This is a genomic window from Reichenbachiella sp., assembly GCF_039969095.1.
GTDB lineage: Bacteria > Bacteroidota > Bacteroidia > Cytophagales > Cyclobacteriaceae > Reichenbachiella.
Genome location: NZ_JBDVOL010000005.1, coordinates 1 through 20461 on the forward strand (window position 1 = coordinate 1; position 20461 = coordinate 20461).

A 20461-nucleotide genomic window follows, 5' to 3' on the forward strand; every position below is an offset into this window, starting at 1 on the left:
CAGGTGGTGCTTTAGGTGGATTAGCCAGTTTAGCTGGAGTTAATCTGGGTAGTATAAATGGAGGCTCAGAGATATCTCCTGTTTTGTATCCTAAAATTGTTTCTTCAATCAACTTTCAAAAGGCATTATTAGATGCCAAAATCCGAGTCAATGGTTATGATAGCACTATGACCTATCAGGAGTATTACAATCAAGTACATTCGCCTGGGATTTTTGATATGATTAAAAAATATACAATTGGTTTACCAGGGATTTTTATAAAAAAATTAAAAGGAGAGCCAGAAGACTTGGTTATTCAGGAAGAAGATGGAATAATAAGAGTGAGTCAAGAAGAATATTCCCATTGCAATAGGATTGCCTCCCAATTAAAGATAGCACCAAATGAAAAAGAGGGGATTGTAATGGTTTCCTTTACTATGCCTGAACCGTTGATGGCTGCAGAAATGGTAAAGTTTGCAGTGGATTTGCTGCAAGAAGAAATAATCAGATTTAAAATAAAAAATGCGAAAGAACAATTGAGATTCACAGAGGGACAATTCTTGGAAAAGAAGAAAGAGTTTGAAGATGCTCAGGATAAATTAGCATATTTTAAAGAACGTAATCAAAATTTAAATTCAGAATATGCTAATAATCAATTGGATAGATTACAAACAAATTATAATTTTAATTTTGAAGTGTATAGTGAGCTAGCAAAACAAGTGGAACAGGCTAAATTACAAGTAGCGAAGAATACTCCTGTTTTTTCTATCATTCAGCCCGTAACCATTCCCCTAGAAAAGTCGAATTTAAGAGGGTCAACTGTCCTGATTATTTTTTTAATGATTGGCTTTTCCTTTTCGATTGCTTATATAATTGGAACTGAGTTTTTGCGCAGGCGACATTCAAAATAGAGTTGGTCAAAATACTAGAAATTTATTGAGTTATTTTCATAAATTTTTCTATCCAGATTTCATAATAAAATAAATTAGTTTCTTAAGTTTTTGGGTAAAGAAAGTCTTATTTCAAATATTTTTAATTTACTCCTTTTACAAGGGATAAATTATATTATGCCGTTGGTGACTTTTCCGTATTTGGTCAAGGTATTAGGAGTCGAACAATATGGTATTCTTGCTTTTTCGTTAGCTGTTACTTCTTATTTTGTATTGATAACAGATTACGGATTTAATCTTTCTGCAACACGGCAAGTTTCGATTTATAGGTATGATCAGCAGAAAATCAATGAGATATTTGGCAGCGTATTAATTATCAAGTTATTATTAATGATTGCTTGCTTCTGTTTGATGATATGTTTGATATTCTCAATAGAGAAATTCAACGATATACAGAATTTATTATTTCTTTCATTTGGGATGGTTTTTGGTCAGATCTTATTTCCAATCTGGCTTTTTCAAGGAATGGAGAAAATGAAGTATATAACCTATTTGAGTGTTGTAGCCAAGTTGATTTTTACAGTAGGAATTTTTCTTTTTGTAAAAGGGGAGAATGATATTTGGTTAGTTCCTCTTCTTAATTCATCAGGTCTTATTTTAGTGGGTGTTTTTTCTCTAGTTCTGGTAATAAGACAATTTGATATTAAATTTTACATTCCAGATAGGCATTCACTCTATTTTTATTTTAAAGACGGATGGAACTTGTTCACATCTAATTTAGCAATATTGGGCTACAAAAATAACTCAATGCTAATACTGGCATTTTATCTTGATTCTACAAATCTTGGATTTTATTCAATTGGTAAGAAGATTTTCGAAGCAATCAATGGATTGAATGTGGTCATGTCTCAAGCTTTTTTCCCAAGTGTTTCAAAGTCTCAAGCAATTAGTGGCTTAGCTATTTCTGATAGATTGAAAAGCCTCTTTTCGATCTCTATAATGCTTTCTACATGCATTTTTCTTGGTACTTTTTTCTTTGCAGATATTATTTCTTTGCTTATTTCCGGTAAGGAGGAAGCTGTTGTGATTGAGATTTTACAACTTTTAGCAATAGCCTTATTTATAATTGGAGTAAATGTACCTGCTGTTCAATACCTTATTTCAACTGGAAATTCTAAGAAGTTCAGCCTTATTGTTTGGATAGGTGTGATTGTTGATTTATTGCTATTGTTACAGCTTGTACCCAAATTAGATTACAAAGGCGCTCTTTATGCCACACTGATTTCGGAAACCTTAATTACACTGTCTTTATATTATACGAGTTATTTGATATTTAAAACAAATAGAAATGTTTCAAGAAATATTGTTAAAGTACCAAAATAAATACGGTAAGTGTGTTTTGGAATTAGGTCCTGGAGAGACTAAACAGTTTGATTATTGTATAGGCTTAGATATAATGAAAAAAGAAAGTGTTGATTATGTATGTGATTTATCCAATGGTTTTTCGTTTATTCAAGATAGTAGCATCGATGAGATTCATTCTAGCCATTTTTTAGAGCATATCGACAATCTCCCTCTCTTTCTGAAGGAAGTTTTCAGAATTTTGAAACCTGACGGTAAAATGATCAATGTTGTGCCGCATTTTTCTAATCCTTACTATTACAGTGATTACACACATAAAAGTTTTTGGGGATTATATTCACTTTCATATTTCAGTAATGATTCTTTTTTCAAGAGAAAGGTTCCTACCTATTATAATGATATCAATTTCGAAATTGTTGACGTAAAATTGATTTTTCGTTCTGATTTTCGACTTAGAAGTTTATTTAAGAAGTTTTTAACCTTCATCTTCAACTCATCTACCTATATGAAGGAATTGTATGAAGAATCCTTCTCTTATATTTTTCCATGCTACGAAATATATTTCGTGATCCAAAAAAGATGATGATGATTTTTGGAGGATTTATTTTGGTTTTTTCTATTTTTTTAATTCTATGGAAGTAATAGCAGTTATAGTTACTTATGGAAATAGATTTGAGTTCTTGGATCAGGTCATTCAAGCTTCTATTAATGAAGGAGTTTCTGGAATATGGATTGTTGACAATGGTTCCTTAAGTGAATCTAAAGTTGAAATCGATTCATTGGAAAAAAGGTATCCCCATTTAAGGCTATTTACAAATGAAAATAATGTCGGAACTGCAGGTGCTTATTCAATGATCCTTGAAGTAGCTTTTAAACTCGAAAAGGATTTTTTCTTTTGGTTTTTAGACGATGACAATCTTCCAACCCCAGGTTCTCTCAAAGCATTGAAAGATGCGTATGCCTTACTTTCGAAAAGTTTTGAACATCCAGTTTTGTACAGTTATAGGGGAAAACATTGGAAAGATGATTTTTTAGCAGTTTCTAAAGGAATTATCAAAGGTCCAAAAATCAATGCTTTTTGTGGATTTGATATCCTAAGTTATTTAGGAAATAAGCTGTCTAGGAATCTTGTTTCTGAGACCGTCCATGAAATTAAATTTCCAGTAATCAAAGTAAGTTATGGACCTTATGGAGGTCTTTTCTCTCATATTAGTAATCTTAGGAAAATTGGATTGCCAAAAAAAGAATTTTTTGTTTATGCTGATGACCATGAGTTTACCCTTAGGTTTTCTCAAATAGGTGTGAGTCAATTTTTGATTTATTCCAGTCAGATAGAAGATTTGGATATGTCTTATAAAGACGGTGAGGATATTTTTAGTCCTAATTTGTCACTGCTTAAATTATTTTATTCATTTAGAAATACGACTTATTTCTATAGCCAAATAAAGACCCAAAATTTCAAGTATCATTTGAATCGTATTTCATTTCATTTAATTATATGTTATTGGTCATTCTTTCGGTTTTTAAAGAATCCTAGCTTTATTTATAAGCGTCTCAAGTTTTTGTTTTCGGCAGTTAAAATGGGGGAAAAAGCTGTTTTTAAAAACTATTCTTGATTTCCTATTCTCCTGGTTATAATTTGTAATTATTTGGTATTTTATTTATTCTATGTGTGGAATAGCAGGTTTTGTTGATTTAAAATTTACTTCAGATGCGAATGTCTTAAAAAGGATGACGGACTCCCTAGTACATAGGGGGCCTGATGATTCTGGCTATTTTTATCAGAATGATTCACGTTTTCAGGTGGGACTTGGCCATAGACGACTTTCTATTTTGGATTTATCAAGACACGGCCATCAACCTATGGTTTTTCAGCAGTATCAGATTATTTTTAACGGTGAAGTTTATAATTTTAAAGAGATACGTAAGGATCTAGAGACAGAAGGTTTTTTATTTGATTCTAATTCTGACACTGAAGTTATCTTGAAAGCGTTTAGTCTATGGGGCAAAGAAATGGTTCATCGACTGAATGGGATGTTTGCTATTGTTATTTATGATTCGATTGAGAAAAAAATCACATTGATTCGTGACAGAGCAGGTGTAAAGCCTATCTATTGGTATTTTAATAATGGTTTATTCATGTTTGCGAGTGAACTTAAAAGTTTCCACGAGCATCCATCTTTTTGTAAGGAAATAAACAAGCAAGGATTAAACTTGTTTTTTCAATATGGATATATTCCAGAGCCTTACACTATTTTTAAAAACACCCATAAACTTAAAGCAGGTTATTTTTTGGAGTTTTCACTTGAAAATACTCAAATTCATACTTCCAAATATTGGGATGTCGTGAACTGTTATAATAAAGAGAAACTTTTTCTTTCAGAACAGGATGTTCTAACAGAGACTGAAAACCTGTTAAAATCAGCTTGTGAGTATCGGTTGATTTCAGATGTTCCTGTGGGTGTATTTTTGAGTGGGGGGTATGATTCTTCAGCCGTTACTGCTCTAGTACAGTCTTCTCGGACTGAGAAAATCAAAACCTTTTCCATTGGGTTTTTAGAAGGAACATTTAATGAAGCTCACCATGCAAAAAATATTGCAGAATATTTGGATACCGACCACACAGAATATTATTGCAGCCAGCAGGATGCTTTAACTATTCTTCCAGATATAGCTTTTTATTTTGATGAACCCTTTGCAGACAGCTCAATGATACCTACCATGTTGGTAAGTAAATTGGCTAGGCAGCAGGTAACTGTTTCACTTAGTGCGGATGGTGGCGATGAATTATTTGGAGGCTACGAAAAGTATTTGGAGGCGGGTAAATATTATAACTTGTTTAATCGTATTCCCAACCGAAAGGATTTTTCTACTGTGTTGGAAAAGGTTACTCCGCGCCGTGTAATGGTCAATTCTCTATTTCCAAGGTTTAGTGAAAGATTCTATCGTGCTGTGTCTTTTATGAAATCTGAGTCGCATTCCGGATTTATGGAAAGTTTGCAGAAATTTTTTACTACTTCAGAATTAAATGAACTGGTACGTTTTGATTTGGACAAGACAATCACTGGTTTTGACGACTTGGAATACCTCTCGGATGAATTATCTGAATTAGATAAAATGATGGCAATAGATTTTAAAACTTACCAACTGGATGATATTTTGACTAAGGTCGATCGCTCTACCATGTCGGTAAGTCTGGAAGGTAGAGAACCATTACTTGATTATAGACTTATTGAATTTGTGGCTCGTTTGGATTCTAACTTGAAAATTAAGGATGGAAATAAAAAGCACCTTCTTAAAGAGATCACACACAAATATATCCCTAAGGATCTACTTGATCGTCCAAAAATGGGCTTCAGCATCCCTTTGGAAAAGTGGTTGGTAGAGGGATTTAGGGAGTATTTAGAATATTACTTCCATCCTGATAAATTAAAAGAGCATGGATTATTTAATGAGTTTGAGATTATAAAAATCAAAGAGTTATTTTTAAAAGGACATACCTATCTTTCAGGAAAGGTTTGGACTGTTTTGATTTTTCAGATGTGGTATGAAAAATGGATGAAGTGAAAGTTAATCGCTTAGTGGTTTATACTGCACTTTTTGGTGATTATGATCAATTACGAGACCCCAAAGGTGAATTTGATTTTGTTGATTTTGTGTGCTTTACAGATCAGAAGTGCATAGTTTCCAACGTTTGGGATATAAGGCTTGTATCTAAGGATGAGTTAAGTTCCATTGAGCTCAATAGAATGTATAAGTTTTTGCCTCATCTGTTTCTGAAAGAATATGAAATAAGTTTATATATAGATTCCAATATCTTGATTAAGAAGGAGGCAAGTGAGTTGTTTCAACAACTAATCGATAGTGAATATAAGTTTGCCCTGCCAAAACATTTTGCTAGAAATTGTATTTATCAGGAAGCCAAAATTATCATTCAATCCAAGAAAGGAAATGTTGACATTGTCAATTCTCAAATGAGAGGGTATAGGGATGAAGGTTTTCCTGAAGAATTTGGCTTAACGGAAAATGGTCTTCTCTTTAGGAGACATAATGATCCTCAGGTCATCGAGTGTATGGAACTCTGGTGGAATGAGTTCTTTCACAAAAGTAAAAGAGACCAACTTTCTCTGATGTATGTACTTTGGAAATCTAATTTAGATTACATTACCGGTTTATTTTCTTTAAGACGTAGCCCCTATTTTTCAATAGAAGTACACAAAAGCCTGGATACCAGATATAATCATTTGATCGGCTATGTTTGGTTTAAGCGGTTTTATGATTCTAATCAGCCCTTGTCTCCCTTTTTTGATTTGGTTGATAGAGTGTATGGCAAACTGGCAAATGTTCATTAGCCGTGTTTGACGCCGGATTTATTAACAAATTACACTAGCTTAATTATTAAATAAGTTTGACTACTCTTGTTTATGCCGTATATGAGCGAAATTCCGAATTAAGAGAGGATGTTTTGATCTTCTTGGATTACATTTCTCGTCATTCAACTTTTCAGGTTTTGCTTATTTACAATGGTAATTTGACTAATCTGAACGAAATCCCTGAAAGTATTACGAGTATTTCCAGTGGTACACAAGGGTATGACTTGAATTGTTATATAAAGGGTTTTTTAGAAGGCATATTACATGGAAAAATGAAATTCATTTTTTTTAATAATTCCCTATTTATCTCAAATCCGGTAATTTTTACTAAAACCTTATTATTACTAGATAAAGAACTGGATCATGTTAATTTTACTGGTTTTAGCATTAGTGAAGAAGTAAGAAAACATTTTCAATCTTTCTTATTTGGAATAAATCTCACTAGAGATGCTTACGCTCTGCAGATCATTAAGGATACTTGTATTAAATTTGATCGAGCTTTTACCAGAGATGAAGTTATTAACCTATTCGAATTAAGAAGCTATGTTTATGTAGTTGACCATCTAAAATGGAATTATTCGGTTTTGTTTAAGCCGGGGTTTTATTTAAAGTTAAAAGGTTACCTCACGTTCTTGCTTCACTTAGGTTTTCTGGATAATATTCCGGGCCTTCTTAGATTTGAGAGGATTAATTTTAGTATTTTTTTAAAAAGAGACATTGAAAGAAAATTCGGTTTTAGAAAGATTAAATCTACGAGCATTATAAATAAGTGGAATGAAAGTTAAGGATGTCCGATTGACGAATTGGATTTTTTCCGTTTGGCCTTTGTTTTTATTTATCAGTCAAAAAGCTCTTATTCCAATACAGATTATCTCATTTTTAATTTCTGAAAGAAAGAAAGATATGGTTTTCATTTTTCTTTTTTTCTTTATTTTTGGGTCTTTTCTGACCTTATTTTGGTTAAATGATTCCTTAAAAAATGAATTTGGATTCAGTCATTTTTTAGGATTTATTTTATTTGTTTTATCTATTGTATTGATCGGACATGAGTGTAAATTGAATTTTGATTTTGATTTAAAATGGATTACAATATTTAATTTAGTTTCTGTAGTACTAGCTACAATATTTTTTTCTCTCAATCTGGATTTTAGTTTTTTTAGGGGGCTTAATTTTATTAGGGGGACGGATGGTTCCATCCACCGTGTCTTTATAGAAACTACACCACTTCTAATTCTCAACGATTATACTTTATTTAAACGAAAATCTCTTAATATATTTTTGTTTCTAATAACTTTTGTCTATGTTTTTATTTTGTGTAAAAGTGTTTTTATTATTATTTTCTTTGTCTGGCGAGTATGGAAGGATCATAAAGATTTGATTAAAAGAAATTTTTGGTATTTCTTTCCTTTGATACTATTTGGAGGATTGTTTGTTGGTATTGAATTACTTTCCTATGTATTAAGGGCTGACCTTGCTTTAAGTATTGTATTCAAATACAATCAACTTTTAAGCATTGTAGATTTAATTAGTGGAGATTATCTATATATCGGGCGAGGTTTTGGTTTTGTGATTGATGAATTTGTTACAGACTATAATCAACCTTATCAAATTGAAATGCAATTACCTATGTTGTTTCTTCAGTTTGGAATTGTGGGTTTTTTGCTTTTCGCGCTGTTTATTATGGCGATTTTTTACGTGAGTGGTATCAATAAACCTATTCGGAGCACGATGATGTACTTTTCCGTTGGTTTTGTTAATCCTTGGCTGTTTCTCCCTATTTGGTTTTTGACATGTTGCTATTTCTTTAAAAAATAGAATGGTGAAAATTGCATTGATATGTTCGCACAATGGACAGGACTACATTGAGCAACAGGTGCTGAGTATTATGGACCAGTCCTTAGAGATAGATATGATTTTCATTCATGACTATGGATCTACAGATTTATCCAGAAGTAAGATTGAGAAATTAAGTAAGGAATATGGTCATATATCAGTTCAATTTTTTGACTATGCTAAATCAGCTTGTCATTCCTTTCTCAATTCCATTGCTATTATTAGAGACAACTACCTTGATTCTGATTATATACTTTATTTGTGTGATCAAGATGACGTGTGGATTCATACAAAGAATGAGATTGTTTTTCAAGAGTTTCAAAATGGGGCGAAGTTCGTTTTTCACGATGTAGTTATTGTAAATTCTGAGCTGGAAACACTCAAGCCATCTTTTTATAATAAGTTCTGGGATGTTCAAAGAGATTTTTCGCTTCCAAGTTTGTTCCTCTCCAATTGTGTAATTGGCCACACCATAGCTATGTCTAGTTCTTTCTTGAAACATCTTAATCTTGAATTTGATGAAAGGATTCCAATGCATGATTGGTATCTTTCATTATTAGTGTTGAGTAGTGATGTTTCCTATAAATTTATTCCTACCCAATTGAGTTATTATAGACAGCATTCAAACAATGTTTTGGGGGCTTCTCAATCTAATCCTATTTCTAAAGTTTTAAAATCATATAATCATGGAAGGGTTTTACTTCTTTTCCAAGAATTCCTGCTATCTAGAGGTTTCGATACCACTGAAAGCCTAGCTAGGCTATTCAGATACTCCCTTAATCTCAGGCCTTTTAATAAATTTGGCTTTATTTTTTTGACCTTATCTTTTTCTATGGTTTACAAATTCAAAAAATCATTTTTTAATACTTTTTCCATTTTAAAAATTCAAAAGAAAAGTTCTAATGTCTAAGAAGAAACTAGCAATTCTTGGAATCGTGGGTGTACCAGCTAACTACGGAGGATTTGAGACTTTAGTAGAGTATTTATTGGACCTCCTTCCTAAATTTTATGATATTACGATTTACTGTCAAAGCTCGAGTTATCCAGAGAAAATAGATACCTACAAAGGAGCTAAGCTTCAGTACTTGAATCTTAAGGCTAATGGTGTACAAAGTGTAATCTATGATTCTGTTTCCCTATGGAAATCGACTAAAGGATTTGATTATATTCTTGTTCTAGGTGTTTCTGGAGCAATTTCCATCCCTTTGATCCGTCCTTTTACTAAGGCGAAAATAGTCACTCACATAGATGGACTTGAATGGAAACGCGATAAATGGGGACCTTTTGCCAAGCGATTTTTGAAATTTTCTGAGTCAGTGGCTGTAAAGTATTCCGATGGGATTGTTTCAGACAATAAACATATCTATGATTATGTCAAGGAAGAATATAATACAGACTCGCATTTGATAGCGTATGGAGCAAATCACGTGAGTTGTGTAGAGCCTTTTCCTTATATAAAGAAGTATTCATTTCTTACTTCTCCCTACATTTTTACAGTCTGCCGCATAGAACCTGAGAATAATATAGAGATGCAGCTGAAGGTTTTCTCAGAGAATGACCTTCCTATTCCCTATGTAATTGTGGGAAATTGGAGTTCCAGTGACTACGGTATGCGGCTGTATGAAAAATACTCTACCAAAAAGAATGTGATTTTGTATAATCCTATTTATGCAAATGAGGAGTTGAATGTATTGAGATCAAATTGCCATTACTACCTACACGGGCATAGTGCTGGAGGGACTAATCCCTCGCTTGTAGAAGCTATGTATTTAGGACTTCCTATTATAGCTTTTGGCGTCAATTATAATAGAGAGACCACGTTCAATCAGGCAGTTTATTTCAATGATTCTAATGATTTGCTGGAGTTGTTATCCAGGCTTGAGGAACTTGACAGGGAGGAAATGTCAGCTGTCATGTATAAACTAGCACGAAAAAATTACTCTTGGAAAGCTATAAATAAGAAGTACGTCAAAATGTTGAAGTCAATTTGAAATTGATGATCCGAACATCCAAGAGTTGTTTCTTAATCCTATTTCTAGTTGCAAATTCTGTTTTGGCACAGACCATACCTGCTGGATTTCCAGTCTTGGAGGAAAGTCTCAGAAGGCAACAGTTACAAGGATTGGATCAAATAAAAGACTTTTCCTTTGGACTGAGGCCTATCGTGAGTTTGAAGCAAAACCGCTTTAATACGCTTAATGACACTTTTCCTATTCCAGAAAAAAAGGCTCATCTGGAAATCTTGCCAGTCTTGAGTACTACAGTTTATAATTCTAACAGACCTTTTGGCTGGGGCAATTTCAGCATGATGAATAGTGCAGGGCTGCAGACGCTGCTCTCTCCTGGTGTTTATGGGAAATTATTTTTCCTGAAATTTCAGTTCAGGCCAGAGTTTGTAGCCAGTCAAAATAAGCCTTATCAGGGATTTGGCGAGAATTATTCTGAAAACGTCCTTTTAGCAAGATTCAGATATTGGAATTACGGTGATCATCCGGAGCGTTTTTCTAAAGAGTATAATTCTTTTGCCTGGTGGGGTCAATCCTATATCAGCTTAAATGCGGGACCGCTAGCCTTAGGTGCTTCCACAGAGAATATTTGGTGGGGGCCAGGGCAGTTCAATTCTCTCATTTTCAGCAATAATGCCAGAGGAATGAAGCATCTTTTTCTTCGCACGAGTCGTCCAGCTAATATTTTCATTGGTAAACTGGAAGCAGAACTTATCGTGGGAAGGGCTGAGGATTCAGGTTTACTGCCCTCGCAAAATGAACGTTTGAATGGTTTATTTGCTAATCCATTTCGAGGAGACTGGAAATATGTAACGGGACTAACGGTCACTTTTCAACCCGTATTTTTACCTAATTTTTTTGCTGGGTTAAACAGAACTTTTCAACAGTATAATGACGATGTGACGGATGATTTTCAAGGGAGAATGCCTATTCTCGAAGCCTTTCAAAAGGTGAACTTATTTACCAATGACAATTCAGTGGTTTATGATTCTAGAGGTCAGGATCAGCAGGTATCGTTTTTCTTAAGGTATTATAACATCAAGGCTAATTTTGAGGCTTATGCGGAGTACGGTAAGCAGGATCATAGTTACAATTGGAGAGAATTTATTTTGAACCCTGAGCATGCTCGGGCATATTTGATGGGTTTTACGAAACTATTTAAAACAGGCACACCAGGCTCTTTATTCCAAATAAGGGCTGAGATTGTACAGCAGGCAGAATCTGTAAATAGGTATATCCGATACGCTGACCAGAACGATGGCAATACGAGCTGGCATACACATTATCAAGTTCGAGGATTTACGAATGAAGGTCAATCCATGGGCGTGGGAATTGGTGTAGGTGGGAATGCCCAGATTTTGGAAGTTTCAAAAATTTCCAGCCTCAATAAAATAGGAGTACTACTTCAAAGGATAGAAAATCACCAAGATTTTTATAACAGAGCATTTGGTTCTAGCTCTAATAAAAAGCCCTGGGTAGATTTTAGTGTCGGTTTACTTTGGGATCATCAGTGGGATAGATTTATACTCAGTAGTAAAACTCAGGTAATTCAAGGTGTAAATTACCAATGGGAAAACTCTTCAGAATCTAGTGCTGATTTCCCTCAAGGACAAAAGCTCTTTACCTTCTCGGGAACCTTGAATTTGATATACCAGATACATAAGTAACACCAGGGATATTAAAATTAGTCAAATTCCATTAGTTTTGCCCCTTAGTTGAAATGAGTAACTTTAGTACTCATTAAACGAGTAAATGAAGATTCAGGAGCTTTGAGGCTGTTTTTTGAACTGTTTGTGTGCAGAAAGTAACGTGAAGTCTGCCTTCCAAACTAGAGCTAAGTTTTGGGACTGAAAGGGCGAAGCTGCCAATTATTTAAAATTAAAAACTTGGAAGTCAGTTTTTTAAGAGATTTCTTTAGAAAGTAAATTAACTATGCATACAGAATTACAAGACGTTAAAATTGCCATAATAGGCTTAGGATATGTAGGGCTTCCTTTGGCAGTGGAATTTGCTAAGAAATTCCCCACCGTAGGTTTTGATATTGACACCAAGCGAGTAGGGGAGCTGAACGAAGGCAAGGATAGAACGCTCGAAGTGGAAGATGAAGTGTTGAGATCTGTTCTAGTCTCGGATTTCTCTAAGGATAAAGCGAACGGGCTTCTGATTACTACCCAATCGGAAATTCTTGCAGATTGCACGGTGTACATAGTCACTGTCCCAACTCCTACCGATAAACACAATCGTCCGGTTCTCACTCCTATGCTTAAGGCATCTGAGAATATTGGAAATTTCCTCAAAAAGGGAGATGTCGTTATTTACGAATCTACTGTTTACCCTGGTGTGACAGAAGATGAATGTGTTCCAGTGCTGGAAAGAGTATCTGGAATGAAATTCAATGAAGATTTTTTTGCGGGATACTCTCCAGAACGAATCAATCCTGGGGACAAAGAACACACGGTGGCAAATATTCTCAAGGTCACCTCAGGCTCTACTCCAGAGATAGCTGAATTTGTGGATCAGTTGTATCGCACGGTCATTACCGCAGGAACTCACAAGGCCTCTTCCATTAAAGTAGCTGAAGCGGCCAAGGTAATCGAAAACTCCCAGCGCGACATCAATATTGCTTTTGTCAATGAGTTGTCCAAGATTTTCAACCTGATGGGAATAGATACTTCAGAGGTTCTCGAAGCGGCAGGGACAAAATGGAATTTCTTAAAATTTAAGCCTGGATTGGTTGGCGGACATTGTATTGGAGTAGATCCTTTCTACCTAGCCCAAAAAGCTCAAGAACTCGGTTACCATCCGGAAATTATCCTAGCCGGTCGTCGCTTGAATGACAGCATGGGTAAGCATGTAGCCACAGAGGTGATCAAATTGATGATGAGAAAAGACTTGAAAGTGATCGATTCGAAGGTGTTGATCCTTGGATTTACTTTCAAGGAGGATTGTCCGGATGTGCGAAATACCCGCGTCATCGATATTTACAATGAGCTCAAATCCTATGATATGGATGTGGATGTGTATGACCCTTGGGCTAATCCTACCGAAGTAAGTCACGAATATGGCATAGCTATTCATTCCGGGTCAAATGCGCCAGATTTGGCACAGTATTCTGCTATTATTTTGGCGGTAGCTCATAAGGAGTTTATGAACTTACAGATCAAAAAATCAGGCAGTCAAGTGGTGTTTGATGTAAAAGGCTATCTACCGAAAGATAGGGTAGATGCACGTCTATGATACCTGGTACTAGCTATTAGTACCTCAATTATTTACCTTATCTTCCATGATTTAATTTATACCCTACTAGATGAACACTAAGAACTTTAAAAATCTAATTCCTTTTTCGATCCTCGCTATAGTGCTTTTCTCCTGCGTGTCAAATAAGAAAGTGATTTACATGCAAGAACTAGAGGAATCCACAGGTCCGCTAGTAGAGTCAAGTAATCGGTATGGATACCAAGTGGAAGACTATTTGCTGCAGGCAAATGATATCTTAGAGATTAGTATCAAAACTACTGATCCAGCATTAAATGCGATTTTCAATGTGGTCAACGCGGATGAAAACAATGCTTCTGCAATGGCCGGAGGACAGGGTGCTGGTGATGCTTTCTTTATGAATGGCTACTCTCTTGATGATTATGGTAATGTAGAAATTCCCTTAGTAGGTGTCATTAACCTGCTGGGATTGACGACTAATGAAGTAAAAGCATTGGTCGAGACTAAGGTGCAAAAGTACGTCAAGGAAGATGAGTATTTTGTCAGAGTAAGACTTGGGGGGATCAGATTCAGTGCTTTAGGGGAATTCAATAGATCTGGAAAATATACCATCCTGCAAAATCGTGTCACCATCTATGAAGCTATTGCATTCGCAGGTGACCTTAGTCGTGTAGCCAAACGCGATGAAATAGTTTTGCTAAGACAATATCCTGATGGATCTCAAATGCACAAGATCAATCTCCTCGATAGAGAATTATTAGGCTCCGAGTTTTTTTTCCTAAAGCCTAACGATATGATCTATGCTGAGCCTATGAAGGTTAGAGAGATTGGTGCAGGAAATACACTTGTAGAGACCATCTCTTTAGTCACAGCGACAGTAACGGCTATCGCTCTTATTTTTACCATCACGAGAAACAACTAATATGAACACGGAGCTAGAAGATAATGACTTTCATCAGGAAGGGGAAAATCTATTTGATTTTAAGTCACTAATTCCCAAACTACTTAAGATTTGGCCTTGGATCCTCGGAAGTGTGATACTTAGTCTAGGCGTCGCCTATTATTTGACTAAAACTACACCTCCTTATTATAGTGTATCGTCTAAGTTTTTTATCAAACAAAACGAAAAAGGCTTATCACTTTTTGAAAACCCTACCATCTCTCAAGAGCAGGGGTTAGGTTTGACCAATGAGATGATCATCTTGAAATCAAGACCCATTGCTAAAGCTACGTTGGAAAAACTTGATTTTAGAGTTGAATATTATCGACAAGGGTCCTTTATAGCCGAGGAAATCTACAGAAATACACCTGTTCTCGTTGAGGTAGATTGGAAAGCTCCTCAGATCCTCAATGGACCAATCCAAATAGTTTGGACGGATAATAAAACTTTTACGCTCCAATTTCCTGAAGAATCCTATTCTCAGCTGTTGCCAGATGGAAGTTATCAGACAGTGAAGGAGTTAGAAGCTAAGACTTTCAATTTTGGAGAGTGGGTTGAAACTCCGCAATACAAAATCAAAGTGAACAATACTTCAGGCACGTCTGAGGGTACTTCAAATTTTGTACTTAGAGATTTGGAGTTTTTGATTGGAAAGTATTCTGGAGGCTTGCAAGTGAACCTTCAGGATAAGAATTCTTCTATTTTGAACCTAGGCTTGGGCGTTGCAAACAGATCCAAAGGAGAAACCTACCTCAATCAATTGATGGAAACTTACCTCGATTTGGAGCTTTTAGAAAAAAATGAAATTGCCAGCAGAACAATCAACTTTATCGACAGCCAGGTAGCTGGAGTAGCGGATTCACTATCCATTTTCGAAAATAGGCTACAAGACTATCGATCCTCCAATCAGATATTTAATCTAAGTGATGAGTCTTCGACGGTATTCACCCAACTGACGGATATTGAGACTGAATTGGCGGAAGCTCAGCTGAAGAGACAATACTACCAACGCTTGAAGGAGTATTTGGTACGTGAAAACTACAATGAAATAGTAGTTCCATCTGGTCTGGGTATAGACGATCCCTACCTCAATGGGTTGATAGAAAACTTACTATCCGTGCAGGTTGACAGATCAAGGTTGATGGCTACGCAAACTGAGTTTTCTCCACAAGTAAAAAGTGCCAACCAAAGACTGATCGATTTGAATTCTTCAATCAGGGAAATTCTTGATAACGTTGATCGCAATAACCAAATGACCATTGCAGACCTAGAGAAGAGAAGAACTGTAATTGAGTCCTCGTTCAGAAATTTGCCAAAAGCCGAGCAAAACTTGATCAAAATCCAGCGGCAGCAGAGTTTGACTGAGAATATCTATAATTTCTTAACTGAAAAAAGAGCCGAGTCAGCTATTTCTAAAGCCTCAAATGTACCTGCCAACAAGATCATAGAATATGCTCGTTCGGGTGGGCAAATAAGCCCTGTGCCTTCTAGAATTTATGGAATAGCTCTTTTCATAGGTTTATTTGGACCTATTATGATCTTCTTGGTGAGAGAGTTTTTCCGTTCAAAAATTGAAGATCCTAAATTCCTTGAAAGGAAATTAAAAATCCCAGTGCTTTCTACCATCCTCTTAAATAAATCGGATGAAAATCTGGTAGTATTTACTAATGGAAAATCTGGTATTGCAGAGGGATTTAGGTCTTTGCGTTCAAATATCAAGTTTTTGGTTCCGAAGGAGAATCAGTTGACATTTATGATCACTTCGACCATCTCTGGAGAGGGTAAAACTTTTTGCGCATTGAACTTGGCCTCCGTCTATTCGCTCACCGGCAAGAAAACTATCCTTATAGGATGTGATATGAGGAAGCCTAAAATCTTTAATGATTTTGGGTTGAAAAATGACGTAGGACTTTCTACTTTTTTAAGTGGACAGGAAGATGATTACAAGAAAATCATCAAGAAAAGTGGTCATGAAAATCTTGATATTATCGTAGCAGGCCCTATTCCTCCTAATCCTTCGGAGTTGCTGTTTTCTGTTTATTTTGAGCAGCTGGTGACAGCTTTGAAAAGCGATTACGAAGTGATTATTCTTGATACTCCTCCTGTAGGTTTGGTTTCGGAAACCTTGGATTTACTCACTTTGGTTGACTTTACGCTATTCATTTTCAGACAGGATTACTCTGAGAAATCATTCATTGACGCTGTCAATGGGTTGAAATTGCAAAAAGGATTGAAAAATATCTACGCGATTTTCAATGGTCTTGATGCTTCAAAGGTTTCCTACGGAGGATATGGTTATTCCTATGGATACGGGTATGGCTATTACACGGATGATACCAAAAGGAGTAAGTTTCTTAAATCGAAATAAGTGTTAAACTATTTCAAGGGTCAGTTAAAGCACTTTTTTTTCTTCTATTCCTTTTTAGGAAAAAAAGTGTACGTACTATTAGCACTTAGTCTCATTACCGGTTTTTTGGATGGATTTGGCTTAGCCATGTTTATTCCATTAGTACAAGTAGCCGGAAATGAAGCACTCGATAGCAGTGAGGTTTCAGAATCTCTGGGGATTTTAAAGTTTTTAGTGGATGGGATTACCGGTGCGGGCTTTGACCTTACTCCTGCGGTAATCCTTACTTTTCTTTTTCTGCTGTTCTTATTGAAGGGGATTATTAAGTATTTCGAGGGGTATTACAAAGTGCTCGTCCAAATGTACTTCGTCAAAAAGATCAGATACCAAATGGTAGATGACCTTGGCAACATGGGCTACCGTAGTTTTCTGAAGCTGGATGCGGGTAGAGTACAAAACACCCTTTCAGGTGAGGTTTATAAAATCATCTCTGCCTATGTGGCTTATTTTCCTACGCTTCAGTCTATCGTTTTATTGCTGGTTTATCTGATTCTGGCACTTTTGGCAAACTTCCAATTTGCATTATTAGTGAGTTTTGGAGGTTATCTCACCAACTTCATCTATAAAATGATCTATAAGCGTACGACGGTCGCTTCTATTAATAACAGTAACCTGAGCCATGTGTACCAAGGCTTACTAATCCAGGCGGTTCACCATTTTAAGTATTTGAAGGCGACAGATTTTTTTGGAAAGTACAAGCAGAAGCTCAAAAGCTATGTAGATCAGATTGAGGACGAGCAAAAGAAAATAGGCATCTTCAATGCCATACTTCAAGCCTCGAGAGAGCCATTGGTAATCGGTATAGTCATTCTGGTTATCCTTATTCAAATCACTGTGTTGAATAGCAATATGGCTGCTATTTTTCTGAGTTTGTTGTTTTTCTATCGTGCATTGAATTACATCATGTTGGTGCAGACTAGCTGGCAGGCATTCACTTCAAATCTGGGTGGGCTACATGTAGGTGTAGAATTATTGGAGGATTTTAGAACAGGAGTTGAAAAGAATCCAGGTAATATTAAAGTCAATCAAATTCAATCCATCGAGCTGGCAGATCTTACTTTTGGATACGATCCTTCAAACCCTATTTTGAAAAATATCAATTTTAAAATAGAGAATAACCGCACTTATGCCTTGGTAGGGAAGAGCGGAAGCGGTAAAACTACGCTGACAAACATTCTAGCTGGCTTGATAGAACCTAGTTCCGGTGAGTTCCTAGTCAATAGTTCCCAGCGGGATGAAGTTGATCTAGGGTCTTTTCGAAATCGGGTGGGCTACATTACACAGGAGCCCGTTATTTTCAATGACACCATTTTTAATAATGTCTCTTTCTGGTCGGAACCTACCCCAGAGAACAAGGCCAAATTCGATAAAGCAATCAAGCTTGCTCATTTGGATGAGTTAGTGGAATCTTTTCCTAAAAAAGAAAATACCCATCTAGGAGATAATGGTGTTCTGATCAGTGGAGGTCAAAAACAACGGATTTCTATCGCGAGAGAATTATTCAAAGAGGTGGACCTTCTGATTTTTGATGAAGCCACTTCAGCCTTGGATAGTGAAACAGAAAAGGCCATTCAAAATAATATTGAGTCTCTCAGAGGAAGTTGTAATATAATTCTAATTGCACATCGATTAAGCACTGTGAAAAATGCGGATGAAATTTTGGTGATGAATGAGGGAATAATTGAGGACAGTGGAGAGTTTTCAGAACTGATGTTGAAAAATGTCAGGTTTAAAAATATGGTAGAATTACAAGAATTTTGATCGGTTAGGAACATGGTGACATTTTTGGATTTAAAGAAAATCAATCTAGTCCATCAGGTGGAGTTGGAGAAGGCAATGAAAGACGTGCTGGAGAGAGGCTGGTTTATCAGAGGTCAGCAGGTCAAACTATTTGAAGAAAGATTTGCGTCCTATTGTGGTACTCAGCATTGCGTCGGAGTGGCAAATGGACTGGATGCGCTTATCCTAATATTCAAAGCGTATTTGCTAATGGGCAGGTTGAAGCCAGGAGATGAAGTACTAGTGCAGGCAAACACCTACATCGCCTCAATTCTAGCCATTTCAGAAAGTGGACTCAAGCCCGTTTTCGTAGAACCCGATCCTTCTACCTTCAATCTTTCTTTGGAGCAAGTGAAGAAGGCAATCTCGCCACAAACCAAGGCTATTTTAGCGGTACATCTCTATGGAAAGTTAAATCCTATGGAAGAGTTGGCGCATCTAGCTGCTTCAAATAATCTTTTACTCATAGAGGATTGCGCCCAAGCTCACGGTGCTAAAAACCCTCAAGGTAAGTTAGCCGGCAACTTAGGTGATGCTGCTGGTTTTTCATTTTACCCAGGAAAGAATCTAGGCGCTCTAGGCGACGCTGGAGCTGTAACGACCTCAGATGAAGAGCTTGCTAAGACTATCAGCATTCTTGCTAACTATGGTAGTGAGAAGAAATATTATAACCTATACAAAGGAATGAATTCTAGGTTGGACGAGTTGCAGGCAGCTATCCTGAATGTGAAGCTGAACTACCTGAATTCAGAAAACAACAGACGGGTAGAAATAGCCAAGCAGTACAGCAAATCCATTTCCAACCCTAAGATTACTTTGCCAAGTTGGGACTCTAGCCTAGAAGATCATGTTTTTCACCTCTATGTAATTCAGACCCAAGATCGGGAAGCGCTGATGTCTTACCTTGAGACGAAAGGGATTCAATTTTTGATCCATTATCCAGTACCCTTTCATCACCAAAATGCCTATAAGGAATATAGGCACCTTTCACTTCCTATCACCGAACACATGCATCAACACAACCTAAGTATTCCAATCAGCCCTGTGATGACTGATCAGGAAGTACAGGAAGTGGTAGAGGCACTGAACCACTACTAACTAATGGTAGAGAAAGAGCTACCATTAGTTAGTATTATTGCGATTGCTTACAACCACGAGCAGTTTTTGAAGGATACGCTGGATAGTGTACTCAACCAAACCTATCCTAATATCGAATTGATTATCATTGATTCGGCTTCTTCAGACAGCAGTGCCGCACGGATACAGGATTGGGTAAAAGACAAGAGCTTACCGATCCAGACTGTCTTCCATCAGGATCGCCGATCCATCACCCAAAATGCCAATGTTGGCTTACAGCTGGCTAAGGGAAAGTACTACCAAATTCTCAGCTGTGATGATAACCTAGAACCTGAGAAAATCAAAAATCAAGTCGAGGTATTCTTACATTCTGATGAGAAGCTGGCTATGGTTTACTGCGATGCAGTTAAAATTGACGATAAAGGATTTCATCTACCTGAACCTACATTTTTTGAGGAGCGAGCTTGGCAGGTTGAATCTCAGCTACCTTCCGGATCTATATTCCCCATACTCTTACAGGATTATTTTATCGTCGCACCCACCGTCTTAGTCGATTTGGAAAAAGTCAGAGAACTAGGTGCCTATGACGAACATTCCAT

Annotated in this window: 17 protein-coding genes; all 17 read left to right on the forward strand. The window is 36.3% G+C overall.

All coding sequences use genetic code 11. The features are described from left to right. Positions 1-890, forward strand: an 890-nt coding sequence (locus ABJH98_RS01175) for an exopolysaccharide biosynthesis protein (protein ID WP_348305792.1), incomplete at its 5' end; no start/stop codon positions are given. A gap of 90 nt (positions 891-980) precedes the next feature. Further along, complete coding sequence (locus ABJH98_RS01180) at positions 981-2252, forward strand: flippase (protein ID WP_348275885.1); 1272 nt, start codon at positions 981-983, stop codon at positions 2250-2252. Continuing rightward, positions 2218-2814: a methyltransferase domain-containing protein gene (locus ABJH98_RS01185; protein WP_348275886.1), complete on the forward strand. Its 597-nt coding sequence runs from the start codon at positions 2218-2220 to the stop codon at positions 2812-2814. The genes ABJH98_RS01180 and ABJH98_RS01185 overlap by 35 nt, the downstream gene beginning before the upstream one ends. Positions 2815-2863: 49 nt before the next feature. After that, positions 2864-3847 (forward strand): glycosyltransferase, encoded by a 984-nt coding sequence (locus ABJH98_RS01190; RefSeq protein ID WP_348275887.1) that lies wholly within the window; start codon positions 2864-2866, stop codon positions 3845-3847. A gap of 52 nt (positions 3848-3899) precedes the next feature. After that, positions 3900-5798, forward strand: a complete 1899-nt coding sequence (gene asnB, locus ABJH98_RS01195; protein WP_348275888.1) for an asparagine synthase (glutamine-hydrolyzing) — start codon at positions 3900-3902, stop codon at positions 5796-5798. Beyond that, positions 5786-6583 carry a glycosyltransferase domain-containing protein gene (locus tag ABJH98_RS01200; RefSeq protein ID WP_348275889.1) on the forward strand — a complete coding sequence of 266 codons (798 nt, stop codon included), beginning with the start codon at positions 5786-5788 and terminating at the stop codon, positions 6581-6583. The genes asnB and ABJH98_RS01200 overlap by 13 nt, the downstream gene beginning before the upstream one ends. Positions 6584-6762: 179 nt before the next feature. After that, positions 6763-7389, forward strand: coding sequence for a hypothetical protein (locus ABJH98_RS01205; RefSeq protein WP_348305793.1), 627 nt, complete (start codon positions 6763-6765; stop codon positions 7387-7389). Further along, positions 7379-8419: a hypothetical protein gene (locus tag ABJH98_RS01210; RefSeq protein WP_348275891.1), complete on the forward strand. Its 1041-nt coding sequence runs from the start codon at positions 7379-7381 to the stop codon at positions 8417-8419. The genes ABJH98_RS01205 and ABJH98_RS01210 overlap by 11 nt, the downstream gene beginning before the upstream one ends. Before the next feature lies 1 nt (position 8420). Next, positions 8421-9347 (forward strand): glycosyltransferase, encoded by a 927-nt coding sequence (locus ABJH98_RS01215; protein ID WP_348275892.1) that lies wholly within the window; start codon positions 8421-8423, stop codon positions 9345-9347. After that, complete coding sequence (locus tag ABJH98_RS01220) at positions 9340-10428, forward strand: DUF1972 domain-containing protein (RefSeq protein WP_348275893.1); 1089 nt, start codon at positions 9340-9342, stop codon at positions 10426-10428. The genes ABJH98_RS01215 and ABJH98_RS01220 overlap by 8 nt, the downstream gene beginning before the upstream one ends. Before the next feature lie 5 nt (positions 10429-10433). Next, complete coding sequence (locus ABJH98_RS01225; RefSeq protein ID WP_348275894.1) at positions 10434-12110, forward strand: capsule assembly Wzi family protein; 1677 nt, start codon at positions 10434-10436, stop codon at positions 12108-12110. A gap of 265 nt (positions 12111-12375) precedes the next feature. Continuing rightward, positions 12376-13680, forward strand: coding sequence for a nucleotide sugar dehydrogenase (locus tag ABJH98_RS01230; RefSeq protein WP_348275895.1), 1305 nt, complete (start codon positions 12376-12378; stop codon positions 13678-13680). Positions 13681-13750: 70 nt separating this feature from the next. After that, positions 13751-14581 (forward strand): polysaccharide biosynthesis/export family protein, encoded by an 831-nt coding sequence (locus tag ABJH98_RS01235; protein WP_348275896.1) that lies wholly within the window; start codon positions 13751-13753, stop codon positions 14579-14581. Position 14582: 1 nt separating this feature from the next. Continuing rightward, on the forward strand, positions 14583-16967 hold the full coding sequence (locus ABJH98_RS01240) for a polysaccharide biosynthesis tyrosine autokinase (RefSeq protein ID WP_348275897.1): 2385 nt from the start codon (positions 14583-14585) through the stop codon (positions 16965-16967). A gap of 66 nt (positions 16968-17033) precedes the next feature. Further along, positions 17034-18767: an ABC transporter ATP-binding protein/permease gene (locus ABJH98_RS01245; protein ID WP_348305794.1), complete on the forward strand. Its 1734-nt coding sequence runs from the start codon at positions 17034-17036 to the stop codon at positions 18765-18767. A 12-nt stretch (positions 18768-18779) separates the two neighbouring features. After that, positions 18780-19883 (forward strand): DegT/DnrJ/EryC1/StrS family aminotransferase, encoded by a 1104-nt coding sequence (locus ABJH98_RS01250; RefSeq protein ID WP_348275899.1) that lies wholly within the window; start codon positions 18780-18782, stop codon positions 19881-19883. 3 nt (positions 19884-19886) lie between these two features. Next, the coding region (locus ABJH98_RS01255; protein ID WP_348305795.1) for a glycosyltransferase at positions 19887-20461 on the forward strand (575 nt) is incomplete at its 3' end.

Bases quoted from the DNA above. Each gene is read 5' to 3' on its own strand.
- ABJH98_RS01185 (WP_348275886.1), top strand. From the start codon at position 2,218: ATGTTTCAAGAAATATTGTTAAAGTACCAAAATAAATACGGTAAGTGT.
- ABJH98_RS01190 (WP_348275887.1), top strand. From the start codon at position 2,864: ATGGAAGTAATAGCAGTTATAGTTACTTATGGAAATAGATTTGAGTTC.
- asnB (WP_348275888.1), top strand. From the start codon at position 3,900: ATGTGTGGAATAGCAGGTTTTGTTGATTTAAAATTTACTTCAGATGCG.
- ABJH98_RS01200 (WP_348275889.1), top strand. From the start codon at position 5,786: ATGGATGAAGTGAAAGTTAATCGCTTAGTGGTTTATACTGCACTTTTT.
- ABJH98_RS01210 (WP_348275891.1), top strand. From the start codon at position 7,379: ATGAAAGTTAAGGATGTCCGATTGACGAATTGGATTTTTTCCGTTTGG.
- ABJH98_RS01215 (WP_348275892.1), top strand. From the start codon at position 8,421: ATGGTGAAAATTGCATTGATATGTTCGCACAATGGACAGGACTACATT.
- ABJH98_RS01220 (WP_348275893.1), top strand. From the start codon at position 9,340: ATGTCTAAGAAGAAACTAGCAATTCTTGGAATCGTGGGTGTACCAGCT.
- ABJH98_RS01225 (WP_348275894.1), top strand. From the start codon at position 10,434: ATGATCCGAACATCCAAGAGTTGTTTCTTAATCCTATTTCTAGTTGCA.
- ABJH98_RS01230 (WP_348275895.1), top strand. From the start codon at position 12,376: ATGCATACAGAATTACAAGACGTTAAAATTGCCATAATAGGCTTAGGA.
- ABJH98_RS01235 (WP_348275896.1), top strand. From the start codon at position 13,751: ATGAACACTAAGAACTTTAAAAATCTAATTCCTTTTTCGATCCTCGCT.
- ABJH98_RS01240 (WP_348275897.1), top strand. From the start codon at position 14,583: ATGAACACGGAGCTAGAAGATAATGACTTTCATCAGGAAGGGGAAAAT.
- ABJH98_RS01250 (WP_348275899.1), top strand. From the start codon at position 18,780: ATGGTGACATTTTTGGATTTAAAGAAAATCAATCTAGTCCATCAGGTG.